This window comes from Sphingomonas sp. PAMC 26605 (assembly GCF_000241485.1).
In the GTDB taxonomy this organism is placed as follows: Bacteria; Pseudomonadota; Alphaproteobacteria; order Sphingomonadales; family Sphingomonadaceae; genus Sphingomonas.
On sequence record NZ_JH584241.1, the window covers coordinates 269,316 to 291,860 of the forward strand.

General features: G+C 66.2%; 17 protein-coding genes. 9 read left to right on the forward strand and 8 right to left on the reverse strand.

What is annotated here, in order from left to right; genetic code table 11:
• The first annotated feature begins 34 nt into the window (after positions 1–34).
• Together RH90_RS01330 and rhaT are read left to right on the forward strand one after the other, a co-directional pair.
• A complete protein-coding gene (locus RH90_RS01330) occupies positions 35–943 on the forward strand; it encodes an amidohydrolase family protein (RefSeq protein ID WP_010183394.1) in 909 nt (302 codons plus the stop codon).
• 67 nt (positions 944–1,010) lie between these two features.
• On the forward strand, positions 1,011–2,090 hold the full coding sequence (rhaT, locus tag RH90_RS01335; RefSeq protein WP_010183395.1) for an L-rhamnose/proton symporter RhaT: 1,080 nt from the start codon (positions 1,011–1,013) through the stop codon (positions 2,088–2,090).
• An 80-nt stretch (positions 2,091–2,170) separates the two neighbouring features.
• Here the strand turns inward: rhaT and RH90_RS01340 are convergent, their stop codons facing one another.
• From RH90_RS01340 to RH90_RS01350, 3 genes are all read right to left on the reverse strand, one after another.
• Positions 2,171–5,395: a glycosyl hydrolase gene (locus tag RH90_RS01340; RefSeq protein WP_010183396.1), complete on the reverse strand. Its 3,225-nt coding sequence runs from the start codon at positions 5,393–5,395 to the stop codon at positions 2,171–2,173.
• A 105-nt stretch (positions 5,396–5,500) separates the two neighbouring features.
• Complete coding sequence (locus tag RH90_RS01345) at positions 5,501–7,609, reverse strand: beta-glucosidase family protein (protein WP_010183397.1); 2,109 nt, start codon at positions 7,607–7,609, stop codon at positions 5,501–5,503.
• A 130-nt stretch (positions 7,610–7,739) separates the two neighbouring features.
• Entirely contained in the window at positions 7,740–10,454 is a 2,715-nt protein-coding gene (locus tag RH90_RS01350) for a TonB-dependent receptor plug domain-containing protein (RefSeq protein WP_081476850.1), read from the reverse strand.
• 797 nt (positions 10,455–11,251) lie between these two features.
• Between RH90_RS01350 and fghA the strand changes: the two genes are divergently transcribed.
• Entirely contained in the window at positions 11,252–12,097 is an 846-nt protein-coding gene (fghA, locus tag RH90_RS01355; protein ID WP_010183399.1) for an S-formylglutathione hydrolase, read from the forward strand.
• Between the two features lie 3 nt (positions 12,098–12,100).
• On the opposite strand, the gene poxB is transcribed toward fghA, so the two are convergent.
• Both poxB and RH90_RS01365 read right to left on the reverse strand, forming a co-directional pair.
• Positions 12,101–13,849 carry a ubiquinone-dependent pyruvate dehydrogenase gene (poxB, locus tag RH90_RS01360; protein WP_010183400.1) on the reverse strand — a complete coding sequence of 583 codons (1,749 nt, stop codon included), beginning with the start codon at positions 13,847–13,849 and terminating at the stop codon, positions 12,101–12,103.
• 25 nt (positions 13,850–13,874) lie between these two features.
• Positions 13,875–14,756 (reverse strand): MBL fold metallo-hydrolase, encoded by an 882-nt coding sequence (locus RH90_RS01365; RefSeq protein ID WP_010183401.1) that lies wholly within the window; start codon positions 14,754–14,756, stop codon positions 13,875–13,877.
• A gap of 175 nt (positions 14,757–14,931) precedes the next feature.
• On the opposite strand from RH90_RS01365, the gene RH90_RS01370 reads away from it, so the two are divergent.
• Together RH90_RS01370 and RH90_RS01375 are read left to right on the forward strand one after the other, a co-directional pair.
• The gene (locus RH90_RS01370) at positions 14,932–16,095 is read left to right on the forward strand and encodes an isovaleryl-CoA dehydrogenase (protein WP_010183402.1); all 1,164 of its coding nucleotides are present in this window, start codon (positions 14,932–14,934) and stop codon (positions 16,093–16,095) included.
• Positions 16,096–16,149: 54 nt separating this feature from the next.
• The gene (locus RH90_RS01375; RefSeq protein ID WP_010183403.1) at positions 16,150–17,085 is read left to right on the forward strand and encodes a D-2-hydroxyacid dehydrogenase; all 936 of its coding nucleotides are present in this window, start codon (positions 16,150–16,152) and stop codon (positions 17,083–17,085) included.
• Positions 17,086–17,092: 7 nt separating this feature from the next.
• Here the strand turns inward: RH90_RS01375 and RH90_RS01380 are convergent, their stop codons facing one another.
• The 3 genes from RH90_RS01380 to RH90_RS24575 form a co-directional block, all read right to left on the reverse strand.
• Positions 17,093–17,710, reverse strand: coding sequence for a PilZ domain-containing protein (locus tag RH90_RS01380; protein WP_010183405.1), 618 nt, complete (start codon positions 17,708–17,710; stop codon positions 17,093–17,095).
• Between the two features lie 89 nt (positions 17,711–17,799).
• Entirely contained in the window at positions 17,800–18,456 is a 657-nt protein-coding gene (locus tag RH90_RS01385) for a response regulator transcription factor (RefSeq protein ID WP_232280278.1), read from the reverse strand.
• Positions 18,457–18,501: 45 nt separating this feature from the next.
• Positions 18,502–18,627: a hypothetical protein gene (locus tag RH90_RS24575; protein ID WP_269724289.1), complete on the reverse strand. Its 126-nt coding sequence runs from the start codon at positions 18,625–18,627 to the stop codon at positions 18,502–18,504.
• Between the two features lie 181 nt (positions 18,628–18,808).
• Here RH90_RS24575 and RH90_RS01390 point away from each other — a divergent pair, with 181 nt between their 5' ends.
• The 4 genes from RH90_RS01390 to RH90_RS21960 all read left to right on the forward strand — a co-directional run bounded on the left by RH90_RS01390 (position 18,809) and on the right by RH90_RS21960 (position 22,544).
• On the forward strand, positions 18,809–19,504 hold the full coding sequence (locus tag RH90_RS01390) for a response regulator transcription factor (RefSeq protein ID WP_157134495.1): 696 nt from the start codon (positions 18,809–18,811) through the stop codon (positions 19,502–19,504).
• Positions 19,498–21,042, forward strand: coding sequence for a PAS domain-containing sensor histidine kinase (locus tag RH90_RS21955; RefSeq protein ID WP_010183408.1), 1,545 nt, complete (start codon positions 19,498–19,500; stop codon positions 21,040–21,042). The genes RH90_RS01390 and RH90_RS21955 overlap by 7 nt, the downstream gene beginning before the upstream one ends.
• A 215-nt stretch (positions 21,043–21,257) precedes the next feature.
• Positions 21,258–21,779, forward strand: a complete 522-nt coding sequence (locus tag RH90_RS01400; protein WP_010183409.1) for a Csu type fimbrial protein — start codon at positions 21,258–21,260, stop codon at positions 21,777–21,779.
• A 66-nt stretch (positions 21,780–21,845) separates the two neighbouring features.
• Entirely contained in the window at positions 21,846–22,544 is a 699-nt protein-coding gene (locus RH90_RS21960) for a fimbrial biogenesis chaperone (RefSeq protein ID WP_157134496.1), read from the forward strand.
• Position 22,545: the final 1 nt, after the last annotated feature.

The following is a 22,545-nucleotide window of genomic DNA, read 5'->3' on the forward strand; positions in this document are numbered from 1 at the left end:
AAGAGGGCGGCCGCGCATTTGAAGAGGATAGCGAATGCGCGACCTGCCCTTTGTCGATGCCCATATCCATCTCTGGGACCTGGCCACCCTAAGTTATCCGTGGCTGACCGGACCGTTCGACGACACCAGCCCGAACGGCAGCGTCGAGACGATCGCGCGCACCTATCTGCCCGCCGACTACCGCGCCGATGCTGCCGGCTGGAATCTCGTCGGTGCGGTGCATGTCGATGCCGGCGCGCTGCCCGAACATGCGCTGGCCGAGACGGAGTGGTTGGAAGGCCTATCGCGCGACTCCGGCATTCCCAACGCGATCGTCGCCTTCGCCCCGCTGGACGACCCCGACGTCGAACGGCTGCTGGCGGCGCACGCCGCGCACCCGCACGTGCGCGGCATACGCCATATCGTGAACTGGCACGCCGACCCACGCCGGACCTACACCCCGCGCGACGTGACCGGCGATGCGGCGTGGGAGGCGGGGTTCGCGCTGCTCGGTCGATACGGGCTGTCGTTCGATCTGCAATGCTATCCGTCGCAGATGGCAGGACTGGCGACGCTATTCGCCCGCCATCCCGAGACCCAGGTCGTCATCAACCATGCCGGAATGCCCGTCGATACCGACGCGGCCGGCGTGGCACTCTGGCTGTCGGGGATGCGCGCGCTGGCGGCGCTGCCCAATGTCGTGACGAAATTGTCAGGCTTCGGATTCGTTCATCGCGCCTGGACGCTCGATCAGATCCGCCCCTACCTGCTCCACGCAATCGACATCTTCGGCACTCGCCGCTGCCTGTTCGCGAGCGATTTCCCGACCGACCGGCTGTTCGGCAGCTTCGGCCGGCATCTCGACGCCTATCATGCCATCGTCGCAGACTTTTCCGATGCCGAACGCCGCGACCTGTTCGGGCGCAACGCCAACCGCATCTATCGGCTCGGGCTCGATCTGTGAGTCCGCGCTTCCCCTGACGACCACGACGCGCCGCCACGGGCGCCCATACCTCGCGCTGGAGACGACCATGCCTGCCAATCCGCTGCTCGGCGTACTGTTTCACTGGATCGGCGGGCTCGCTTCGGCGAGTTTCTACGTCCCCTATCGCGGCGTCAAACGCTGGTCGTGGGAGATTTTCTGGCTGACCGGCGGGATCGTGTCTTGGCTGATCGCGCCATGGTTCTTCGCGTGGCTGGGCACCGAGGATCTGGGCGGTGTGATGGCGCAGGTGCCGGGATCGACCGCCGGCCTGTGCATCCTGTTCGGCGTGCTGTGGGGCTTCGGGGGACTGACTTATGGTCTGACGATGCGCTATCTCGGCCTGTCGCTGGGCATGGCGGTGGTGCTGGGCTTGTGTACCGTGTTCGGCACGCTGATCCCGCCCATCGTCCAAGGCGACTTTCACGAAAAGCTGCTCGCGACCACATCGGGGCGAATCATCCTGCTGGGGCTCGTGGTGACGCTCGCGGGGATCATCGTCGTGGCGGCGGCGGGCGCGAAGAAGGATGTGCTGCTCTCCGACGATCAGAAGCGCGCCGCGATCGGCGAGTTCGATTTCCGCAAAGGCATCATGGTCGCGATCTTCTCCGGGATCATGTCAGCCTGCTTCGCCTTCGGTCTCGCCGCGGGCGAGCCGATCAAGGCGCTGTCGGCGAAGGCCGGCACCGGCCCGCTCTGGACCGGCCTCCCAATATTGTGCCTGGTGATGTTCGGCGGGCTGCTGACCAACGCCGCCTGGTGCGTGCTGTTGATCGTCCGCAACCGCAGCGCCGGACAGTGGATCGGCCGCGGCACCGCCGCCGCCACTGACGAAGCGGGAGCGAAGGCGCCGTTGCTCGCCAACTATCTGTTGTGCGCTTCGGCCGGTGCCGCGTGGTACTTCCAGTTCTTTTTCTACACGATGGGAGAGAGCCAGATGGGCCGCTACGGCTTCTCGTCCTGGACGCTGCACATGGCATCGATCATCATCTTCGGGACGCTGTGGGGCTTCGCCTTTCGCGAATGGAAGGACGCGCCGCCCCGCATCCGCGCCATGGTGTGGAGCGGCGTCGGCCTGCTCGTCTTCGCCACGGTCGTGATCGGCTATGGCAACATGCTGGCGGCATGACCGGGCACGGGCCGGGCATCCGATGTGCCGCACGGTGACGGGCGGGGTCCGGCCGCTTCCGCGAGCGAAAAGACCGCCTTTTACTGCGCGCGCTGCGTTTCGATCAGGCGAACCGGCCCGAGCAACCCTGACGGGCGAAGCTCGGTATGCGCGGTGATCGTATCGGTCGGCGCCGTCGTGAAGAAAGCGGCGTCGGGAATGCCGCGCTTCATCCCGATGATCCTGTTCAACCAGGTGTTCGCAACCTCGATCTCCAAGCTGTTGCGACCCGTCCGGAGAAACCGGCCGACATCGAGCCGGTACGGCGCCTTCCAGGCCGTTCCCGCCAACTCGCCGTTGATGCGCACCGTGGCGACATCGCCGACCCGCCCCAGATCGAGCGATACCGTTCCAGACCTGCGATCGAGGTCGAACGTTGTCGAATATATCGCAGTGCCCGAAAAGAACCGCACTGCTGCATCGCTGCTGTCTGACCATGAGGTCAGAGCCGGCAGGATGATGGTCGATGCCGGACGACCGGGATGCAGGAACCGCACGGACCAGAGTCTCGCGATCGTGGCGAGATCAGGCTCGGTGTCGGGGGACAGCACGCGCAAATGCGCGGACGGGTGCCCGCGAAACACGACGAAGGTCGATGCGCCGGCAGCGAGGTTCAGCGGCACGCGCGTCATCGCGCCATCGTCGTCGAAGGACGCCGGTGTTGCGGACCCGGTATCGGCGTTCCAGTATTCGACGTCATGGCCGCTCGTCCGGAACGTTCCGGTCGTGGAAACCGGCCGCGCGGACGGGTTGGTGACGAAATAGATATCGCCGGCATCCAGACGCCGGTGGTAAAATCGCAGGTCGGCGGCGGACGAAAAATCCGGCGCGATGCCGCTGATTTGCAGGGCTTGGGGGAGGGGACCGGTCAGAACCTGGCCGCGGCCGTATCGCCGCCCCTGCCCCTGGGGCCCCCAGAGCAGATCCGCGATGTCGAGGGTGGCCCGGTCGGGCGCCGTCAGACCGCGAGTGCCCGTCGGCTTCGGTCCGACCAGGGTGGCGCCCTTCGCGACCAGATCGCGGATCTTGGCCATGACCCGCGGGTCGAGCCGTTCGGTCCCGACCCCGAGCTTGAGCAGTCCATAGGTCATGCCGCTTCGGGTCCGGATGCGCCCGTTCTCGAAATCGACCAGGTCGAGAAAGCCCTGTTGGTCGACGCAGTCCATGCCGAAGCCGGTGGGGACCGGATCGTCTCCCTTCTGCGGCCCGACGCGAACGCCATCGCCCAGCAGGCACAGCACGTCACGGACCGCCAATCCCTGCTGCAACAGATAGCTCGACCGCGCGATATAGGTCATCCACGCTCCGGCCTGTTCCCCCCAGGTCTCATGTCGGGTGAAATATTGGCCATAAGGACCAAGCGTCATGCCCGGGGCCCTTTCGTCCGGCTGGTGAACCGATGTGTGGACGACGACCCGATTGAGACCCTCGGCGAACATTGCATCGACCTGCGGCTGCAGGTCGCCGGGCACGGCGGAGAATGGGGGATGCTCGGTATTCGGCGCGTAGGTGAAGGATTCGGCGGCAACGATATTCTGTCCGTAAACATGCGCGATCGACGCGGCACCGACCACATCGGCGATCAGGCGCGGATCGACGCCGCCCGCCCAGAACTCCCCCATCGGCACGTCGCCGAAACTGCGGTTGCGGATGTCGTTGCCGGCGAAGGGGCGAAAACCCGCCATCGATTCGGCATAATATCGCAGGCCGTGCTCATGCGCATAGGCCGCGATGGTGCGATAATGCGCGTCGGCGAAGAGGTCGACGATGGTCTGCCGGTAGTCGGCCAGGAAGCGGTCGCTCGCTTGCGCGGACGACACCACCCGGCCTGTCAGCACGGGAATCCAGGGGCGGGGATCATAGCCACGCCGCGTCCGGAATTCCTCGAACAAACGCGGCGACCAATTCTGCTGCCCGGCTTCGTAGCTGTCGGTCAGGATCGCCTGAAGGCCATCATGCCCCTTGTAATCGCCGACCGCCGCCAGAATGGGATCGTAGAAGCTCGCCAGATATCCCCGCACCGCGGTCGCATCGAGCTTGTCGACCTCGAGCCCCGTACCCTCGCGGGTGGCGGGCGAATTGCGGTGACCGGTCAGGCTCGCGCCGAGTCGCAACACGACCCAATCGCCTTTGGGCGCTTGCCAGTCGAGATGCCCCGATGCGTCCATTTTCGCGGTGAGATCTACGATCGACGCCGGATCGATCTCGCCCTGGCGATCGCCGGGTGGTGTCGCCGCTCTGTCATAGTCGACGAGCGAATCGAACGCCGCCTTCGCCTCGAAGCGATTGACGCGCGCTTCGTCGGTCAGGACCATTTCGCTGAGGGCATAGGTGCGGGTCGGCTCCGCCCCCGATTTCGTCGGCTCGAGCACCAGTCGAAACCGGCTGGAGGTGACGGCCGAGGGAAACGCGATCGTGCGCGCAGGCAGTGCGCCGAAGACGTCGCCGGGCGGATCCGCGTCGATCTCAGCGACCTTCGTGAAGCGGCCATCCGATGCTTCCGCCTCGACCCGTCCGTGCGGAAAGGCGCCGGCGACGCCGATGACGATCGCGCGCTTCGTCACGGCGTTCGGATATTCGATCCGGATGATCGCGCCGCCGTCGGCGCTCGCGCGGATAGTCTGATTGCTCGAATAGGCACCATCCGACAGGAGCGCGGTCGACAGCAAAGCGGCGTTCGCGGTGATCCGCGCCGCAACCCGCGGTCCGCGCGACGGCCGCTTGTACGCGACGACGCTGATGTCTTCGTAATGCGGCGCGACGATCGGCTTGGTCGAGACCGCGTTGCCGAAATATTCGAGATACGGATAGTCCTGATACGGCCTGCTGGTGACCGGCGGAGGCGCCAGGGCCGCGCGGACATGCGTGCCGCCGCGCACCTCGGTCTCGCTCCAGACGAGCTTTTTCATCGCACGTTCGGGCGTTACCCATGGTCCGCCCGTCAGGCTCCATCCGTCCGAGCTGGCGATCGTGAATTCCAGCCCCAGCCGCGCCGACTGCTCGGCGGTGTACCGTATGGCGTCCTTCCATTCGGGCGACATGAAGGTGACCGGATGGTCGACCACCCGCGGCGTGTCGAGATTGCCGTTGAACATCGTCATGCCGCCGATCTTCACCCGCTTCATCCATTCCAGATCGCGGCGGATGCCATCCTTGGTGACGTTGCCGTTCATCCAGTGCCACCATACGCGCGGCCGTGCGGCGTTTGGCGGATCACGGAACCCCTCCAGCAGCGGATCGGCGTGCGGCTGCGCATGGAGTTCCATGCCGGATGCCGAGACCAGGAGCAGGAGAGCCAGGCGTGCGCGCCGCTTCGAAAGGTATGACATCTCAGCGGTACCTTAAAGTCGATGATGGCATCGCCTGCGCGATCAGGGTGTCCAGTCGACTGCGAGACGACGACCCTGCAAGCGCGCGCTGCCCGTCAGGTCCGCGGCGTCGGCGGAGCGGCCGACCATCACGCCGTACGTACCCGGCGCGACGATCCATTGCTTTGACGCCTCGTCGAAGCGACCGAGCAGCCGGGGATCGGCTTGAAGCGTGATCGATCGGCGCTCCCCGGGCTTCAGATCGGCGCGGGCGAAACCGATCAACCGACGCACCGGCCGACCGGCGGCGTTCGTCAGATAGACCTGGGGCACGGCCGCTCCCTCGCGGGCGCCGATATTTTTGACCGAGAACGTCACCGAGATCGTCTTGCCGCCGCGCAGCGTCAGGTCGGAGAAGGTGAAGTCGGTGTAGGACAGACCGTGGCCGAACGAAAATGCGGGTGTCCGTCGTTCCCGCGCATACCAGCGATAGCCGACGTCCGACCCCTCGACATAATCGACCGCCACGTCGGCACCATCGGGCTGCCAAAGGTTCGGTAGCGCAGGCCGTTGACTCTGCGCGTCATCGATGGGGAAGGTGATCGGGAGGTGACCCGAGGGGTTTACCTCGCCCGTGAGGATCTCCGCGATGGCACGGCCGCCCTCCTGCCCCGGATACCAGGCGGCCAGGACGGCGCGGACATCCTTCAGCCACGGCATCGCAACGGGATCTCCGGTTTCGAGAACCACGATGGTGTTACGGTTGGCCGCGGCGACTGCCTTGATCAGCTCGTCCTGACCCGACGGCAGCGTCATGCTTGGAACGTCGGCGCCCTCGAACTGATATTGTGTCGCGAAGACGATCGCGATGTCCGCCGAGCGGGCAAGGGCTGCGGCCGAGTCGGGATATTGGCCGGGGTCGAAGATGATCTCGGTACGGGCCAGTCGCTTCTGGAGCTCGGCGTTCGGGGAGGAGGGAAACCAGATCTCGCGCCGCAGGCCTTCCATCTCGCCCGGCCCGCCGATGTGGATGCTGCGGGTCTCGCCGTTCGACGGCTTAACCTGAGACGAGCCGCCGCCCGACAGGACGCCGAATTGCGCGTTGCCGCCGATCAGGGCGATCCGCTTGATCCCAGGCGCGAGCGGCAGCGCCCGCGCGTCGTTCTTGAGGAGGACGATCCCCTCGCGCGCAACTTGGAGCGCGACCTGCGCGTGGGCGGGATAGTCGATTGGACGCGGCGCCGTATCGTCGGTGATGCCGACCGCGAGCATCGACCGGACGATGCGATAGGCCATGTCATCGAGCCGGCGCATCGGCACGTCGCCGCGAACGACGGCATCGCGCAGAGGATTGCCGAACCAGACCTGCTTGTCGATCTGCTCGCCAGATTGCTGGTCGAGACCGTTCAGCGCGTAGTCGGTGGCGTGGACCGCACCCCAGTCGGACATTACCCAACCCTTATATCCCCATTGCGTCTTGAGGACGTCGTTGAGCAGCCACGCGTTGCCGCACGCCCATGGCCCGTTGACCCGGTTATAAGCGCACATGATCGACGCCGGATGCCCGCGTTCGATCGCGAACTGGAACGCCAGCAGATCGGATTCGCGCAGCGCCGCGCGATCGATCCGCGCATCGACCGACTTGCGATTGGTTTCATGCGCGTTCAACGCGAAATGCTTGATCGTCGAGAGGATCCCTTGACGCTGAACCGCGGCTACCTGTTCACCCGCGATCGTACCGGCCAGCAGAGGATCCTCGCCCAGATACTCGAAGTTGCGCCCGCCGCGCTGGTCCCGCGTCAGGTTCATGCCGCCGCCGAGCAGGACGTTGAAACCCTTCGCCCTGGCCTCGCTGGCGATAACGCCCGCGCTTCTTCCTGCAAGTGCGGGATCGAACGTCGCGGCCAACGCCAAGTTCGCGGGGAACGCGGTCGCCCTCGGTCCCGCACGGTCGTTCCCGGCACCCCCCACGCCCATACTCGCGTCGGTCTCGTGGAGCGCGGGTATGTTCAGTCTTGCAATACCGGGCACATAGCCTGCCCCGTCCACGGTGTTCTGAGAATAAGGGCCGGTTTCGCCCGCTTTCTGCAGCCCGCCGGTGGAGCCGTGGACCAGACGGATCTTCTCGTCGAGCGTCGCCCGCGCGACGATCTCCTTGGCCCGGCGATCCACGCTATCCGGCCCGGGGCGGTGCTCCGCCCGCGTCCGCCCGATACTGGCGGAGACGGGCAGAACACCGAGCATGAGCACAGCCAAGACCGCGCTTCTTCGATGCTTCATACGGGGCACCCCGATGGGTTGCTTAGAACTTCGCACGAAGACCCACGGTTACGAGCCGACCCAAGGGGGAGGCATAAGTGGCGTTGTAGCCGTCCCCGCCATTGTAGAAGGGCGGATTCTTGTCGAACAGGTTCTCGATATTGACGAGCAGCTGAAGTCCCGACGCCATGGGGAATGCGGGAATATCGATGACCGTGTTCACGTCCAGTGTCGTGAACGCTTTGACCCGCTGCGTCGGCGTCACGCCGGGATTTTCGTAGGACCCGACATAATTCACGAAGATGTTGGAATCGATCGGACCGTGCGTCCATCCGATGCCGCCGCGTGCACGCCACTTGACCTGTCCATTCTCCAATTCGTCGCGGACGGTGGCGCCTGGCGCGGCCTGGGTGCGATACTGCGTGTAGGTCAGGCCGTTGGCGCTCAGGCGCAACCGGTCGTGGGGGGTGAGATCGAAATCATACTGCGCCTGATAATCGAATCCGGCGACGATCGCGCTTCCGACATTGATGCCCCGCGCGTCGATGAAATAATCGGTCTGGCCGGACGCGAACCGCGGCCCCCGGACTTCGGTATTGCCGATCAACTGCGCCAGCTGCGCGTCTGTCGGATGAGCCACCACATATTTCGCCAATGCGGGGTTGGTGAACGCCGCGCCGAGCGCGCCACCGATGCGGTTCGTAAATTCGACGTGAAAATAGGTCGTGCTCAGCTTCAGTCCGTGGAGCGCTTCGGGCTTTATGTCCCCGCCGAAGGAGTAGGTGGTCGCTTTCTCGGGCGTCAGGCCCGGATTGCCGCCGGCAAGGAGATAGACGTTCCTCGGTTGGGTATCGCCCACCGGCGTGAAGAGTCCCGGCGCGATGACAGCCGGATGCACTTCGATGTTGGTGTCGTTGGGATTGGTCTGTGCAAGGCTTGGCGCGTGGAACGACTTGGCGAACGTCCCGCGAAGCTGCAATCCCTTCACCGGCGCCCATGAGATCCCGACCTTCGGATTCGTGGTGCCGCCGACGTCGTTATAGTGGTCGTAGCGCACGGATGCCGAGAGCGTCAGTTCCTGGAATCCGGGCACGGCATTCGCCGCGCCGAAAACCGGAACGTAGATTTCACCAAAGGCCGAACTGACCGTCCGATTCTGTGCCAGAACCTTGACCGTTGCGGTCTCGCGCGGACCTTCCACGTTGGTGAAGTTGAACGTCTCGTGCCGGATCTCACCGCCCAATGCGACGCGGACATCGCCGGCCGGCAGGGCAAAGAGCGGACCGTCGAGCTTGGCGACGCCCTGATAGAGATTCTGCGTGCCCCGCGGATCGCTGACATAATTGGTGACCGCCGAGATGACCGACGGATTGGTTTGGCCGCCGAACGGATCGAAGGCGGTTGCGCGCGTCGTCGCGGCGGTCGCCGATGAAAGCGCGACGCCGTTCAGACCCTGTTGTGTGACCTTGGGCAACCCGCGCCCGTAATTCCCCAGGATCTGACCATGCCAGCGTGCCCCGATATCGACGTCCGCGCCGGCGCTCGCACCATAGGTTTCCAGCAGCTGCGTATCGTAGCGCTGGCTGCCCAGTTCGCGGGTGAATACGTAGTTGACCGTTTCCTGGGTCGCGCCGGACCTCGAGAAGTCCTGGAAGAAGGGGTTGGTCGACGGGATCGTCAGCTGCGCATTGAGCTGCGGCTGATAGATGATCGTGAAGCTGCGCAGGTAATTGGCATCGCCAAAGAGATGGACGCGATCGCCGAGATCCTGATGCCAGTTCAAGACGACACTGTGACGGGTCGTGCGCGGCAATATGTCGTTGAACTTGGCATTGTCCGCCTTACTGACGACACCCGCCAAGAAATTCGGACCGCCGTAATTGATGCCGCCGATCGTGACGTTGGGCGGGCTGGTGGTCAGACTGCGTCCGTCGACTCCGCCGCGACCGCTGAGATCCTGGGATGCGTACGAGCGATCCGTGCCGGTGAGCGCGTCGTTGTGATAATATTGATACCCCAGCAGGATCGAGCCGGTCTTCCACGCCTTGCCCACGACTAGGCTGGCATTGGTCTCGGCATAGCCGCTGGCGATCCCGTAGGTAGCCCGTGCGTCGATGCCCGAATAATTGCGCTTGAGGATCACGTTGATCACGCCCGCGATCGCATCCGAGCCATAGGTCGAAGAGGCTCCGTCCGGAACGACCTCAATGCGTTCGATGGCGGCAGCCGGAAGAAGGGTCGGATCCGACACGGTGTTTATCACGCCCAAGCCGACCAGCCGGTGGTTGTTGAGCAGCGACAGCGTGGATGTCGCGCCGAGACCGCGGATATCGGGCGACGTCAGCGGAAAGCCGCCTCCGGGGCTCGGCCGCGGACGCGTGCCGAAAGAGGCCAGCTGCGGAATGGTCGCAAGCACCTGAGCGATATTAGCGCGGCCCGAGGCTTCGATGGCGCGGCTGTCGATCTGGATCGATTCGGAACCGGTCGGTGCGATACCCCTGATCGACGTCCCGGTCACAACGATGTCGTCCGACGGAGTAGAAGACTGGATGGTAGCGGGTGCCTTGCCCGCAACGCCCGAATCCGCCTGATCCGTGCCGGCGTCCTGTCCAGCAGCGGGTGCAGGAGCGACGTTCGCCCTAGCGACCTCCTGTCCATAGGCCAGACCAGGAACCAGCGCGAGCGTCGAAAGCCCAAGATGCAGTGCCGCCTTTTTCATGATGCCCCCCCTCCAAGATATGCGCTCAAAATGGCGCATTTATAAATCCCATTATGTGGAACATAGGGCCATATGTGGAAAATGTCAAACGAATTTCGGCAGATGGTCTGCTTTGAGGTTTCGGTGTTTGGTCCGCCTGCCTCAAAGCCACCGATCCCGGGCTCCACAAAGGCCGGCGCGGGTGGCCCTCACACTTCAGCAAAGGGACCCCTCCGCGCAGAAACGCCTTGCGATCGCCATGCGCGATAGGTGACGCCTCTGAGGCGTGGCTTTGCGAGTCGACGCTGTTTACCCTTTCCGAAGAACTGGAATGATCTAACGCGCTGCACGTGCGCTTCCCGCAGTGATGGCATTTTCACAATTCCGGCGCGTGCCGATGCGACACGCGGGTTCTTGGCTACTGGCGTCGATGTCGCCGCCTCTGAATCGTGACGGCAATTGCTCCGCCTTCGATTGACTCGAGGCAATAGAGATTTCGCCATGCAAGCTGGCACAACCCAGTGCGTCGAACCGTTCTAGCGCGCCGATCCCGAGTGCGGGTGAAGATCGCGACCGCGGCCCGGCGAGCCTTGGATCGTATTGGTCACGCATGGATTATTCCTACGCTGCCGCATCCAGCATCCCAGCTCGATCTACGAAAAGGAAATGAAGCCATAGTGAGGGCCACAAATTTGCTGCATCGCAGCATTTATTGGAAAAACCGCCAGAGAGTGAGTCGTTGCGACTGCCTTCTCCCGCTCTCTTCTCCTTCCCGGGTCGCTTCCCATCCTCGCGCCACATGCGCTAGGTAGCGCCCAGCCGCCGCACCGGCCGCGCGATGAGACAGGGATGGCCCGATGACGCTCGAAACGCTTTCCACCACGCGCTCGCATGGCGGGACGCAGGGCGTCTATCGCCATGATTCGTCGCAGACCGGCACGCCGATGACCTTCAGCGTGTTCGTTCCCGATCATGCGCCGGGCGAACGCCTTCCGGTCTTGTGGTATCTGTCGGGGCTGACCTGCACGCACGCGAACGTCACCGAAAAGGGCGAGTTTCGCGCGGCGTGTCGCGAAGCGGGGATCATCTTCGTCGCGCCCGACACTTCGCCGCGCGGCGAGGGCGTTCCCGACGATACCGTGGGCGCCTATGATTTCGGGCTCGGCGCGGGCTTCTATGTCGATGCAACGCAGGCGCCGTTCGCGCAGCATTACCGGATGGCGAGCTATGTCACCGACGAGCTGCCCGCACTCGTCGCCGCCAATTTCCCGGCCGACCTCGACCGCCAGTCGATCACCGGGCATTCGATGGGCGGGCATGGCGCGCTGACGCTCGCGCTGGCGCGGCCGGGGCGGTATCGCTCGGTCTCGGCGTTCGCGCCGATCGTCGCGCCGAGCCAGGTGCCGTGGGGGCACAAGGCGCTGGCGGGCTATCTCGGCGACGACCGGGCGACATGGCGCAAGCATGACGCGGTCGCGTTGATCGAGGATGGCGCGCGGGTGCCGGCGCTGCTGGTCGACCAGGGAGATGCCGATGCGTTCCTGAAGGATCAGCTGCGGCCCGAATTGCTGGAGGCCGCTTGCGCTGCGGCGGGCATACCGCTCGAGCTGCGGATGCAGCCGGGGTATGATCACAGCTATTATTTCATCTCGACCTTCCTTGCCGAGCATGTCGCCTGGCACGCGCAGCACCTTGCGGTGTGAGGCTCAGAACAGCCGCTTCAGCAGCCCGACATTGGTCTTGGCGAGGTCGATCACCGAATCGCCGCGGCCGCTGATCACTGCCTTCGCCATGTAGAGCGTGAAGCCCTTCATCTGCTCGAGCGTGATCGCGGGGGGCATCGACAGCTCGTTGCGCGCGGTCACCGCGTCGAGCAGCGCGGGGCCGGGGTGGGCGAGCACGTCGCGGACGGCGGTCTCGACTTGGCCGGGGTCGGTGACGCGTACGCCGTGGAGGCCGATCGCGCGCGCCATCGCGGCGAAATCGGGATTGTCGAGATCGACGCCGGTCTCGACCAGCCCCGCCGCCTTCATCTCCATCTCGACGAAGCCGAGCGTGCCGTTGTTGAAGACGATGATCTTCACCGGCAGCCCGAGCTGCTTCACGGTGAGCAATTCGCCCATCAGCATCGCGAGCCCGCCATCGCCCGACAGCGTGACGACCTGACGCTGCGGATAGGTTGCTTGCACGCCGATCGCCTGCGGCAGCGCGTTCGCCATCGAGCCGTGGTTGAACGAGCCGATCAGGCGGCGGCGGCCGTTCATCTTGAGATAGCGCGCGGCCCAGATCGTCGGGGTGCCGACGTCGCACGAGAAGACGGCGTCATCGGCGGCGAGCTCGCTCACCACGCGCGCGACGTGCTGCGGATGGAGCACGCCGCTGCCCGGTGTGCCGTGCGCGAGTTCGTCTAGGCCTTCGCGCGCCTTGGCGTAGTTTTCGCGCGCGTCCTTGAGGAAGGCGCTGTCGCGCCCGGCCTTGAGCTGCGGCAGCAGCGCGGCGATCGTCGCGCCGACATCGCCGACCAGCCCGAGGTCGATCGCGGTGCGGCGACCGAGGTTTTCGGGGCGCAGGTCGATCTGCGCGACCTTGGCCTTTTCGGGGTAGAATTGGCGGTAGGGGAAATCGCTGCCGAGGATCAGCAGCGTGTCGCAGCCGAGCATCGCGTCATAGCCCGACGAGAAGCCGATCAGCCCGGTCATGCCGACGTCATAGGGGTTGTCGTATTCGACGAATTCCTTGCCGCCGAGCGCATGGACGATCGGGGCCTGCAACGCGCCAGCGAGCTCGACCAGTGCGGCGTGCGCGGTTCGGCAGCCGCGGCCGGCAAGGATCGTGGCCTTGTCCGAGCCGTTAAGCAATTCGGCGAGCTGTGCGATCTCGGGCGCGCCGGGCACGACGGTGGCCTGCTTAGGCAGCAGCGCCTGCGCCGAGCGGGCGAGCGTGCCCGTCGTGCTGCGCAGCGCGACGTCGCCCGGCATCGCGACGACCGACACGCCGCGATGCCCGACCGCGGCGCGGATCGCGGTGTCGAGCGTGCGCGGCATCTGGTCGGCGTCGGAAATCGTCTCGCAATAGACGCTGCATTCGCGGAACAGCGCCTCGGGGCGCGTTTCCTGAAAATAGTTCGAGCCGATTTCGCCGCTCGGCACCTGCGCGGCGATCGCCAGCACGGGGACGCGCGTGCGGTGGCAATCGTACAGCCCGTTGATGAGGTGCATGTTGCCCGGCCCGCACGACCCGGCGCAGACCGCCAGCTTGCCGGTCAGCTGCGCCTCGGCGCCCGCGGCGAAGGCGGCGGCTTCCTCGTTGCGGACGTGCACCCAGGCGATCTTGCCGCGACGGCGCAGCGCGTCGGTCAGGCCGTTGAGGCTGTCGCCGACGACGCCGTAAATGCGCTCGACGCCGGCGAGTTCGAGCGTTTCGGCGAACAGGTCGGCGATTGAGGTCTTCGACATGGAGAGTCTCCGCGAGCGGTGAGGGTCAGCGCAGGTCGGGCTGCCAGCGATACCCGGTCCCGCTCTTCACGACGCGGCCGACGCCGGGGAAAGGGAAATGCGGCGAGAAGATGCGCTCATGGCTTGCAGCGAGTTGCGCGAGCGTCGCCTCGCGGCGGACCACGCCCTGCTTGGCGTCGGTGTCGTAGGCGATCACCCATTCGGGCTTGGCGAGCGAGACGATCGCGCTGTGCGCGCTGTCGCCGATGTCGAGCAGCCGCTCCTTGCCGGAGCTGATCTCATACCCGGAATGGCCGGGCGTGTGCCCCGCGAGCGGAACCGAACGGATGCCAGGCACGACCGTGGCGCCGGGGGTGAAGGTCTGCACCTTGGGCGTGATCGCGGCGGCCAGCGCGGCGTTGTCGGGTTTGCTCTTGAGGAACGCCCATTCGGCCGCCGCCATCCGGATCGTCGCATTGGGGAAGGCGAGGCCGCCCTCCGCGGTGACGAGACCGCCGACATGGTCGCCGTGCGAATGCGTGATCAGCACGTCGGTCACCTTGGCGGGTTCGACGCCCGCCGCAGCGAAGCTCTTCGGGAGCGACCCGCCGACCTTGGGGCCGAGGCCGGTGTCGATCAGCACGGTGTGCCCCGGCATTTCGACGAGCAGCGCGTCGACACCGAGCGGGAGCGTATCGGTTGGCGCGCCCGCTGCGCGCAGCACCGCCGTCACCGCGGGTACACCGACTTGCGGGCCGAACACGCTGGCGTCGTTGGGCACCGCGTTGATCATGTCGCGCAGCGCGACGAGCCGCAGGCTGCCGAGCTTGAACGCGGTGGCGGCGGGGGCGATCGGCACGGGGCCGGCGAGGGCGGAGCTTCCGACGAGCACGGCGAGGGCTGCTGCGGAGAGCGATTTGACGGGCATGGAAGATCCTCGTGAAAGCGGAGCAACGATCCGGGATCGCCGCGGGTCTAACCCGTGGTCAGTTTGCGGGTTCCACCGGCGTGCCGTCAACGCCGCCGATGCAATCCGACGCTACCGCTTCGCTCCACACCACGCTAATGGCGATGGTAACACGAGAAACTAAGAGAGGCCGATCATGAACCAGATGGATTTCGCGCTGGGCGAGACGGCGGATATGATCCGCGACACGACGCAGCGCTTCGCGACCGACCGGATCGCGCCGATCGCCGCGAAGGTCGATGCCGAGGACTGGTTCCCGCAGAGCCTGTGGCCCGAAATGGGTGCGCTCGGGCTGCACGGCGTGACCGTTGCGGAGGAGGATGGCGGGCTCGGGCTCGGCTATCTCGAGCATGTCATCGCGTGCGAGGAAGTATCGCGCGCGTCGGCGTCGGTCGGCCTGAGCTATGGCGCGCATTCGAACCTGTGCGTCAACCAGATCGCGCGCTGGGCCAGCCCCGAGCAGAAGGCGAAGTATCTCCCCAAGCTGATTTCGGGCGAGCATGTCGGCAGCCTTGCCATGTCCGAGGCGGGCGCGGGGTCGGACGTCGTCGGGATGAAGCTCAAGGCCGACAAGGTGCAGGGCGGCTATGTGCTCAACGGCACCAAGTTCTGGATCACCAACGCCGCCTATGCCGACACGCTCGTCGTCTATGCCAAGACCGGCGAGGGCTCGCGCGGCATCACCACCTTCCTGATCGAGAAGGACATGCCGGGCTTCGCGATCGGGCAGAAGATCGACAAGATGGGGATGCGCGGCAGCCCCACCGCCGAACTCGTCTTCACCGATTGCGAGGTGCCTGAGGAAAACATCATGGGGCCGGAGAATGGCGGCGTCGGCGTGCTGATGTCGGGGCTCGATTACGAGCGGACCGTGCTTGCGGGCATCCAGCTCGGCATCATGCAGGCGTGCCTCGACGTCGTCGTGCCGTACGTGCGCGAGCGGCGGCAGTTCGGCAAGGCGATCGGCAGCTTCCAGCTGATGCAGGCGAAGGTCGCCGACATGTACGTCGCGCTCAATTCGGCGCGCGCCTATGTCTATGCGGTGGCGCGCAGCTGCGACGACGGGCGGACGACGCGCTTCGATGCGGCCGGCGCGATCCTGCTCGCGAGCGAAAATGCCGTGAAGGTCGCCAACGAAGCGGTGCAGGCGCTGGGCGGCGCGGGCTATACCAAGGACTGGCCGGTCGAGCGCTACTATCGCGACGCCAAGCTGCTCGACATCGGCGCGGGGACCAACGAGATCCGCCGAATGCTGATCGGCCGCGAACTGATCGGCAACGACGCCCCCGCCGCGCAATAGCGCAGCCGGGGTCTTCCCCCGCCGAAGCCGTTCGAACCCGTCTGGAGCCTGCCGATGAAACTGGTCCTCCCCGCACTCGCCCGCGCTCTGCTCGAGCCCAGGCTGCCCGCCGGCCTCGACACCGTCTGGGTCGCGACCCCCGCCGAGGCGACCGCGGCGATGGCCGATGCCGATATCGGCTGGGTCGATCTCTACCCGCACGGGCTGACGCCCGAAGCCGTCGCCGCCGGGCGATCGCTCAAATGGCTGTTCACCGCGATCGCCGGGCTCGACTCGCTCGATCTCGCCGAGCTCGCGCGGCGCGGGACGATCGTCACCAACGGCACCGGCATCAACGCGATCGCGGTCGCCGAATATACCGTGCTCGGCATGCTCGCCGCGGCGAAGCGCTTCGACGAGGTCGTGCGCCTCGCCGACCGGCATGCATGGCCCGATGCGGCGCCGGGCCGGATCGAACTGTTCGAAAGCCGTGCGCTGATCGTCGGCTATGGCGCGATCGGCACGCTCGTCGGCGAGCGGCTCAAGGCCTTCGGCGTCGCGGTGACCGGCGTCACGCGGTCGGGTCGCGACGGCACGCTCACCCCCGACGCCTGGAAGCCGCGGCTCGGCGAGTTCGACTGGGTGATCCTTGCCGCCCCCTCGACCGGCGCCACCAAGGCGGTGATCGGCGCCGACGAGCTCGCCGCGATGAAGCCCAGCGCGTGGCTGATCAACATCGCGCGCGGCGATATGGTCGATCAGGACGCGCTGATCGCCGCGCTCACCGCCAAGACGATCGCCGGCGCCTATCTCGACACCGTCAGCCCGGAGCCGCTGCCCACCGATCATCCGTTATGGTCGGCGCCCAATACGATCCACTCGATGCATCTGGCGGGCCGCAGCCAGACCAGGATGTTCCAGCGCGCCGCCGCTTTGTTCCTGCGCAACCTCGACGCGTTCCTCGCCGGACGCGCGATGGAGAATGTGGTCGATCTCGACGCGGGATATTGAGCGCGGTCTAGATCGACCAAAGATCCTCGATGCTGAGATATTCGGTCAGGATGCAGCCGGCGACGCCGTCGTGCGACCAGCGCACCACCCCGCGGCGCTCGAGCTCCGGCGCGATCTGCACCTTGACGTGAAGCCCGGCGGTGAACCGCCCATCGTGCACCAGCTTGATCCCGCGCTGCGAAATGTCGCGCGCGCGCGCGATCTGGATGCCGAGTTCGCTGGTCACCACGACGATTCTTTCCATGGGCAATCGGAGATGCCGCGATTTCGCGTTGGTCTGTTCCGCGTAGAGGTCGCGCAACACCGCTCTACTGTCGATCGGCGCGGACAGTCTTACGCCGCATCGCGCGCCGTCGTGCCACGCGACATGTCCGCCCAGCGTGCAGGTCTCGGACAGGTCGATCGCGATCGGGCTGCCGAGCCCGACCTGAAGCTGGCTCGACAGCATCAGCCCTTCGTTCGACAGATTGTGCACCCGGGCCAGGCCGCACCGCCCATGCGCATGGACGCGCGCGACGCGATAGACGGTGCGCAGCCGCAGACTGTCCCTGCGGTCGGACAGCTGCGCCGACGTGTCGACCCTTGTGGCCACTCCCGGCGCGGGACGATCAAGCTCATTGTGCATGCGGTTCTCCCTCCCCCGACGTTTCCGAAAGACCGGGCGGGCGGGATAGCTGTGGAAAGTCCTACAGACTGCGTAGCAAAGCGTTTACCTTACGCTTGCTCGGCGGGGAGCGGGTCGAGGCCCGCGGTAATGGCAAGCCGGATCGCGCCGGAAAAGCTCGATTGGCCGAGCCGGTCCATCATGCTGGCGCGGTGCATCTCGACCGTGCGGTTGCTGATCTGCAGGCGATACGCGATCAGCTTGTTGGGCAATCCCGCGACCATCAGTTCGAGCACGTCGCGCTCGCGCGGAGTCAGCTGCTCGAGCTTGCGCTGCGCCGCGCGGCGGCGCTGCTTTGCTTCGTCCGCACCGCGCGACGCCACGAGCGCGGATTCGATCACGGCGATCAGCGCATCCTCGACATAGGGCTTTTCGATGAAATCGACCGCGCCGAGCTTCATCGCCTTGACCGCGCCGCTGACCCCGCCGAAACCCGTCACCACGATCACCGGGAAAGCCGCGTCGCTGCGCATGACCGCCTGCAGCACGTCGAACCCCCCGACCTCGGGCATCTGCAGGTCGAGCAGCACCGCGCCGACCGCCAGCTCCGGCAGCGCATCGAGAAAGTCCGCGCCGCCGGCGAAGGCGCGCGGTTGGAATCCGGCGGCCGACAGCATGAACCATGTCGACCTGCGCACCGTGGCGTCATCATCGACGATGTAGACGATCGGGCGCGGGACGTGTGTGATGGCCTGACTCTCGGGCAAACTGTGCAATCGAACGGGACAGATCTGCTCCTGCGGTCCAATAGTTCAAAAAGCAACGCGGATCGAACCGACACGAAGCGCCGCGCGGGAAGGAATGTATCGGTCGCGGCGCGGGATCTGAAAAAACTCGGTCGGCAGCGCTTTTTTGTATGGCTCTAGGCTGGCGCTCATTGTCGTGATCTTAACATCGCTCAATCATAGGAGTTCATTAACGAAGTTAGCGGAAGACGGATTGAACCCGAGTATTGGGATCCGTCATTTTCGATCGCGCTCGCTTGGCTGCGGGAAATGCGTCTTGCGAAACGCCGTTTGCGGCGCGTGACCAGGCGATAACGGCGCGGAGACGATGCCGGTGGCCGCGTACCCCCTGTTCCCCAAGGAGAAACGCTTGCTCTTCGGTCCGATCGCCTCCGCCCCGGTCTATGTCGTCGATGACGACGCGCTCGTGCGCGAATCGACCCAGTTCCTGCTCGCCACCCTGGGCATCTCCTCGCGGACTTTCGCCGATGGCGCGGGGTTCCTCGACGCGGTCGAGCAGCTTCCCGATGGCTGCCTGCTCGTCGATCGGGTGATGCCGGGGGTCGGCGGGCTCGAGATCGTGCATGCGCTCCACGCGCGGCAGCGGCAGATGCCGATCATCCTGATGACCGCGGCCACCAATACGCCGAGCCGCCGGCTCGCCGACACGATCGGTCCCCATACCCTGCTCGAAAAACCCTTTGCGGAAAGCGCGCTGCTCACCGCGCTCGGCAGCGGTTTTGAAAGGCTCGCCTTCGGTTCGGAGCAGGATGCGGCGAACGCGCGCGACGTCGTCGCGCAATTGCCGCCGCTCCAGACCACCATCCTGCGCGGCCTGATCGCGGGGCTGGATACGCCCGCGCTGGCCGAACGCCTCGGCCTTGCCGAAACGCGCGTTCGCCGGAGCCGCGTCGCGTTGAAGGCGCGGATCGGGGCGCGCGACGTCCATCATGCCATCGCGATCGGCAGACGCGCGGGGTTGCCGCCGTTGCCAGCGCACGACGATGAGAAAGCGCCTTCGCGATGGTGAGCGCGCCGCCCGCGAGCGTGGCGTGCGCGGCAAGTGCCGAGGAGATCGAGGATTCCCAGCTCCGCTATGCCGCGATGGAGGAACTGTATCGCTTCACCATGCGGATCAACCGGCAAATTCCCTTCGTCGCGGACGCAAGCGGCGCCTTGCTCTCCATCGATCCGATCTGGGCCGAATGGCGCGGGGCCCCATTGTCGGCTGCGCTCGGCTTCGGATTGCTCGACGATGCGCATCCGCTCGATCGGGCCGGCGCAAGCGCGGCATGGGACGAGGCGACGCGGCATGCGCAGACCTTCCTCCATGACTATCGCGTGCGTATGGCGGACGGCGCCTACCGCTGGTTCCGCTGCGCGGCGGAACAGTATCGGGTGGCGGGCGAGGCGCCGCGCTGGCGCGGCGTGCTGACCGACATCGACGAACTCTGCCATGCGCGGACCGCGGCACAGGCGAGCGAAGCGCGCTTTCGCACCGCGACGCTCGCAACGCGTGACGTCATCTGGGATCTCGATCTCCAGACCGAGACCATCATCTTCAGCGAGTGTCTTGCCACCGCGTTCGGATACGACATGTCCCAAACGAACGCGTTGGCGTGGTGGCGCGCGCATATCCATCGCGACGATGTCGACCGGGTCACGGCATCGTTTCGGTCGTCTCCGCCGGGGCAGCGCTGGCTGTGCGACTGGCGGATGCGACGCGCCGATGGCCACTATATCCATATCCAGGCGCGCGCCTTCATCGAGCGCGGTGCCGGCGGACGGCCGGTCCGCGTCACCGGCGCGCTCGCCGATCTGACCGAGGAGCGCGCCACGCAGCGAAAGATCGAACGGCTGCAATCGGAAATGGCGGACAGTTCGCGATCGGGCGCGGCGGCGGCCTTTGCGATGCTGTCGCACGAGCTCAACCAGCCGCTGACGTCGCTGGCGAATTTCGTTCGAGGGGCGCGGCGGCTGCTCGACCAAGGCGATCCGGAGTCGCGCGACCGGATCCTCAGCGCGATGGATGCCGCCGCGACCAGCGCTTCGGACGCCGGGGCGATCGTGCATCGGCTGAACGATCTCGTCTCGCACGGCGAGGGGCGGCTCTCGGCGCAGAACTTGGGGGAGGCGGCGAACGACGCCCGTGCGCTGACCTGCCTCGACACCGCCGGCGCCCAAGTGCGGATCGAGATCGCGGACGATCTTGGCGACCTCGAGGTGATCGGCGACCGCGTCCAGATCCGCCAGATCTTTCTCAACCTGTTTCGCAACGCGGTCGAAGCGCTCGAGCATACGACGAACCCGCGCGTCTCGGTTTCGGTGGAATCGACCGGTGACTTCGCCTGCATCGCGGTCATCGACAATGGCCCGGGCTTCGGCGCTGGCACACCCGAGGCGCTGTTCGCGCCGTTCACGACGACCAAGGCGAGCGGCGTCGGGCTGGGCCTTTCGATCTGCCGCATGATCATCGAGTCGAACGGCGGGCACATCACTGCCGAGCCGCATCCGGCCGGCGGCGCGGCGTTCTTTTTCACCATGCCGCTGACCGAAACGACGGCGTGATTGCCGCGGTCCGGATGCGGTGCGACCGGCACGCGGATCCGACAGGCGCAGGGCGATCCCGGCTGCGACGCGCGGCAAGGCAAAATTCTTAAAATAATCCTAATGGCTTAGACGGTAATCGCCCGAGCTATTCCGCTGCTCGCGGCTGCGTCACTGCGGGGGTGCGCGGTGCGCCCTTTGGGCGGCATCGCAGCGATCACCAACAGGAGACTTTCATGTCCACCAAGCAGATACTTTCGCTTTCGCCGCGCATCGTGGCGCTGGCGGCGGCAGCGACCGTCGCCGCCGCAGCCGCGCCCGCCTCGGCCCAAACCGCGACCTCCACGATGGCGGTCGGCGCAACGGTCACGAACAATTGCATCGTGTCGACCACGCCGATCGCGCTCGGCAACATCGACGTGACGAGCACCGCGGCACGCGACACGACCGGCGGCATCGCCGTGACCTGCACCAACGGCGCGGCCTGGTCCGCGGCGGCGGATGCCGGTCAGGCCGCCGGCGCAACGCCTGCTACGCGCCAGATGGCGAGTGGCGCCGATCTGCTCAACTACGCGCTGTACAGCGATGCCCCGCGGACCGTCCTGTGGGGCGATGGAACGGCCGGCACGGTCGCGATCACCGACGTCGGCACCGGCGCGGTGCAGAACAAGGTCATCTACGCCAGCGTTCTCCCGGGGCAGGCGACGGTCCATGCCGGCACCTATGCCGACCAGATCAACGTCACCGTCACCTATTGAATGCCGATCCGTCACCTTAGCGGTCTGACGGGCGGGGGCGGTCGTGCGCGCACGGCCGCCCTTGGCATGCCGCTCGCCGCGCTCGCCGCGCTCGGCCTTGCCGCCGCCGCCGATGCCAGCACCTTTCAGGTCAACCCCGTCGTGCTCGAAGCGCCGGCCGGCGCCCACACCGCGATCCTGACGATCCGCAACAGCGAGCTGCAGCCGGTCTCGGTCCAGCTTCGGCTGTTCCGCTGGACGCAGCGCGATGGCGCGGACGTCTATGAACCGACCGATACGCTGATTGCGTCTCCGCCGGTCGCCACGATTGCCGGCGCTGGGTCGCAGCTCGTCCGCGTCGGCCCGCGGGCGGGACAGCTGTCGGGGGCGTATCTCGTCATCATCGAGGAAATCCTCCCGCCCGCGGTCAACACTGGTGCGGTGCGGATCGCGCTGCGGCTCAACCTGCCGCTGTACGTGATGCCGCGCCTCGGCGCGAAGGCGATGCTGCGCTGGTCGGGATGGCGCGACGCCACCGGCCATGTCGTGCTGCAGGCGCAGAACGACGGCGCGCGCTACCAGACCGTCGTCGGGATCAGCGCTGCCACGCCGGGGCAGAAGGGCGTGCGCCTCACCACGCATTTCGGCGCGGTTCTGCCCGGGGGCAGCAAGCGATGGGACGTCGGCCCGCATCCCGAGCTAGCCGGCGGTAGCGCGCTGGAGCTGCTGGTGGAGGGCAGTGACGGCGTCGTGACGCGGTCACCGGTGACGCTGGCGCCGCGCTAGG

Bases quoted from the DNA above. Each gene is read 5' to 3' on its own strand.
- RH90_RS01330 (WP_010183394.1), top strand. From the start codon at position 35: ATGCGCGACCTGCCCTTTGTCGATGCCCATATCCATCTCTGGGACCTG.
- rhaT (WP_010183395.1), top strand. From the start codon at position 1,011: ATGCCTGCCAATCCGCTGCTCGGCGTACTGTTTCACTGGATCGGCGGG.
- RH90_RS01340 (WP_010183396.1), bottom strand. From the start codon at position 5,395: ATGGAACTCCATGCGCAGCCGCACGCCGATCCGCTGCTGGAGGGGTTC.
- RH90_RS01350 (WP_081476850.1), bottom strand. From the start codon at position 10,454: ATGCGCCATTTTGAGCGCATATCTTGGAGGGGGGGCATCATGAAAAAG.
- fghA (WP_010183399.1), top strand. From the start codon at position 11,252: ATGACGCTCGAAACGCTTTCCACCACGCGCTCGCATGGCGGGACGCAG.
- poxB (WP_010183400.1), bottom strand. From the start codon at position 13,849: ATGTCGAAGACCTCAATCGCCGACCTGTTCGCCGAAACGCTCGAACTC.
- RH90_RS01365 (WP_010183401.1), bottom strand. From the start codon at position 14,756: ATGCCCGTCAAATCGCTCTCCGCAGCAGCCCTCGCCGTGCTCGTCGGA.
- RH90_RS01370 (WP_010183402.1), top strand. From the start codon at position 14,932: ATGAACCAGATGGATTTCGCGCTGGGCGAGACGGCGGATATGATCCGC.
- RH90_RS01375 (WP_010183403.1), top strand. From the start codon at position 16,150: ATGAAACTGGTCCTCCCCGCACTCGCCCGCGCTCTGCTCGAGCCCAGG.
- RH90_RS01380 (WP_010183405.1), bottom strand. From the start codon at position 17,710: ATGCACAATGAGCTTGATCGTCCCGCGCCGGGAGTGGCCACAAGGGTC.
- RH90_RS24575 (WP_269724289.1), bottom strand. From the start codon at position 18,627: ATGAGCGCCAGCCTAGAGCCATACAAAAAAGCGCTGCCGACCGAGTTT.
- RH90_RS21955 (WP_010183408.1), top strand. From the start codon at position 19,498: ATGGTGAGCGCGCCGCCCGCGAGCGTGGCGTGCGCGGCAAGTGCCGAG.
- RH90_RS01400 (WP_010183409.1), top strand. From the start codon at position 21,258: ATGTCCACCAAGCAGATACTTTCGCTTTCGCCGCGCATCGTGGCGCTG.
- RH90_RS21960 (WP_157134496.1), top strand. From the start codon at position 21,846: ATGCCGCTCGCCGCGCTCGCCGCGCTCGGCCTTGCCGCCGCCGCCGAT.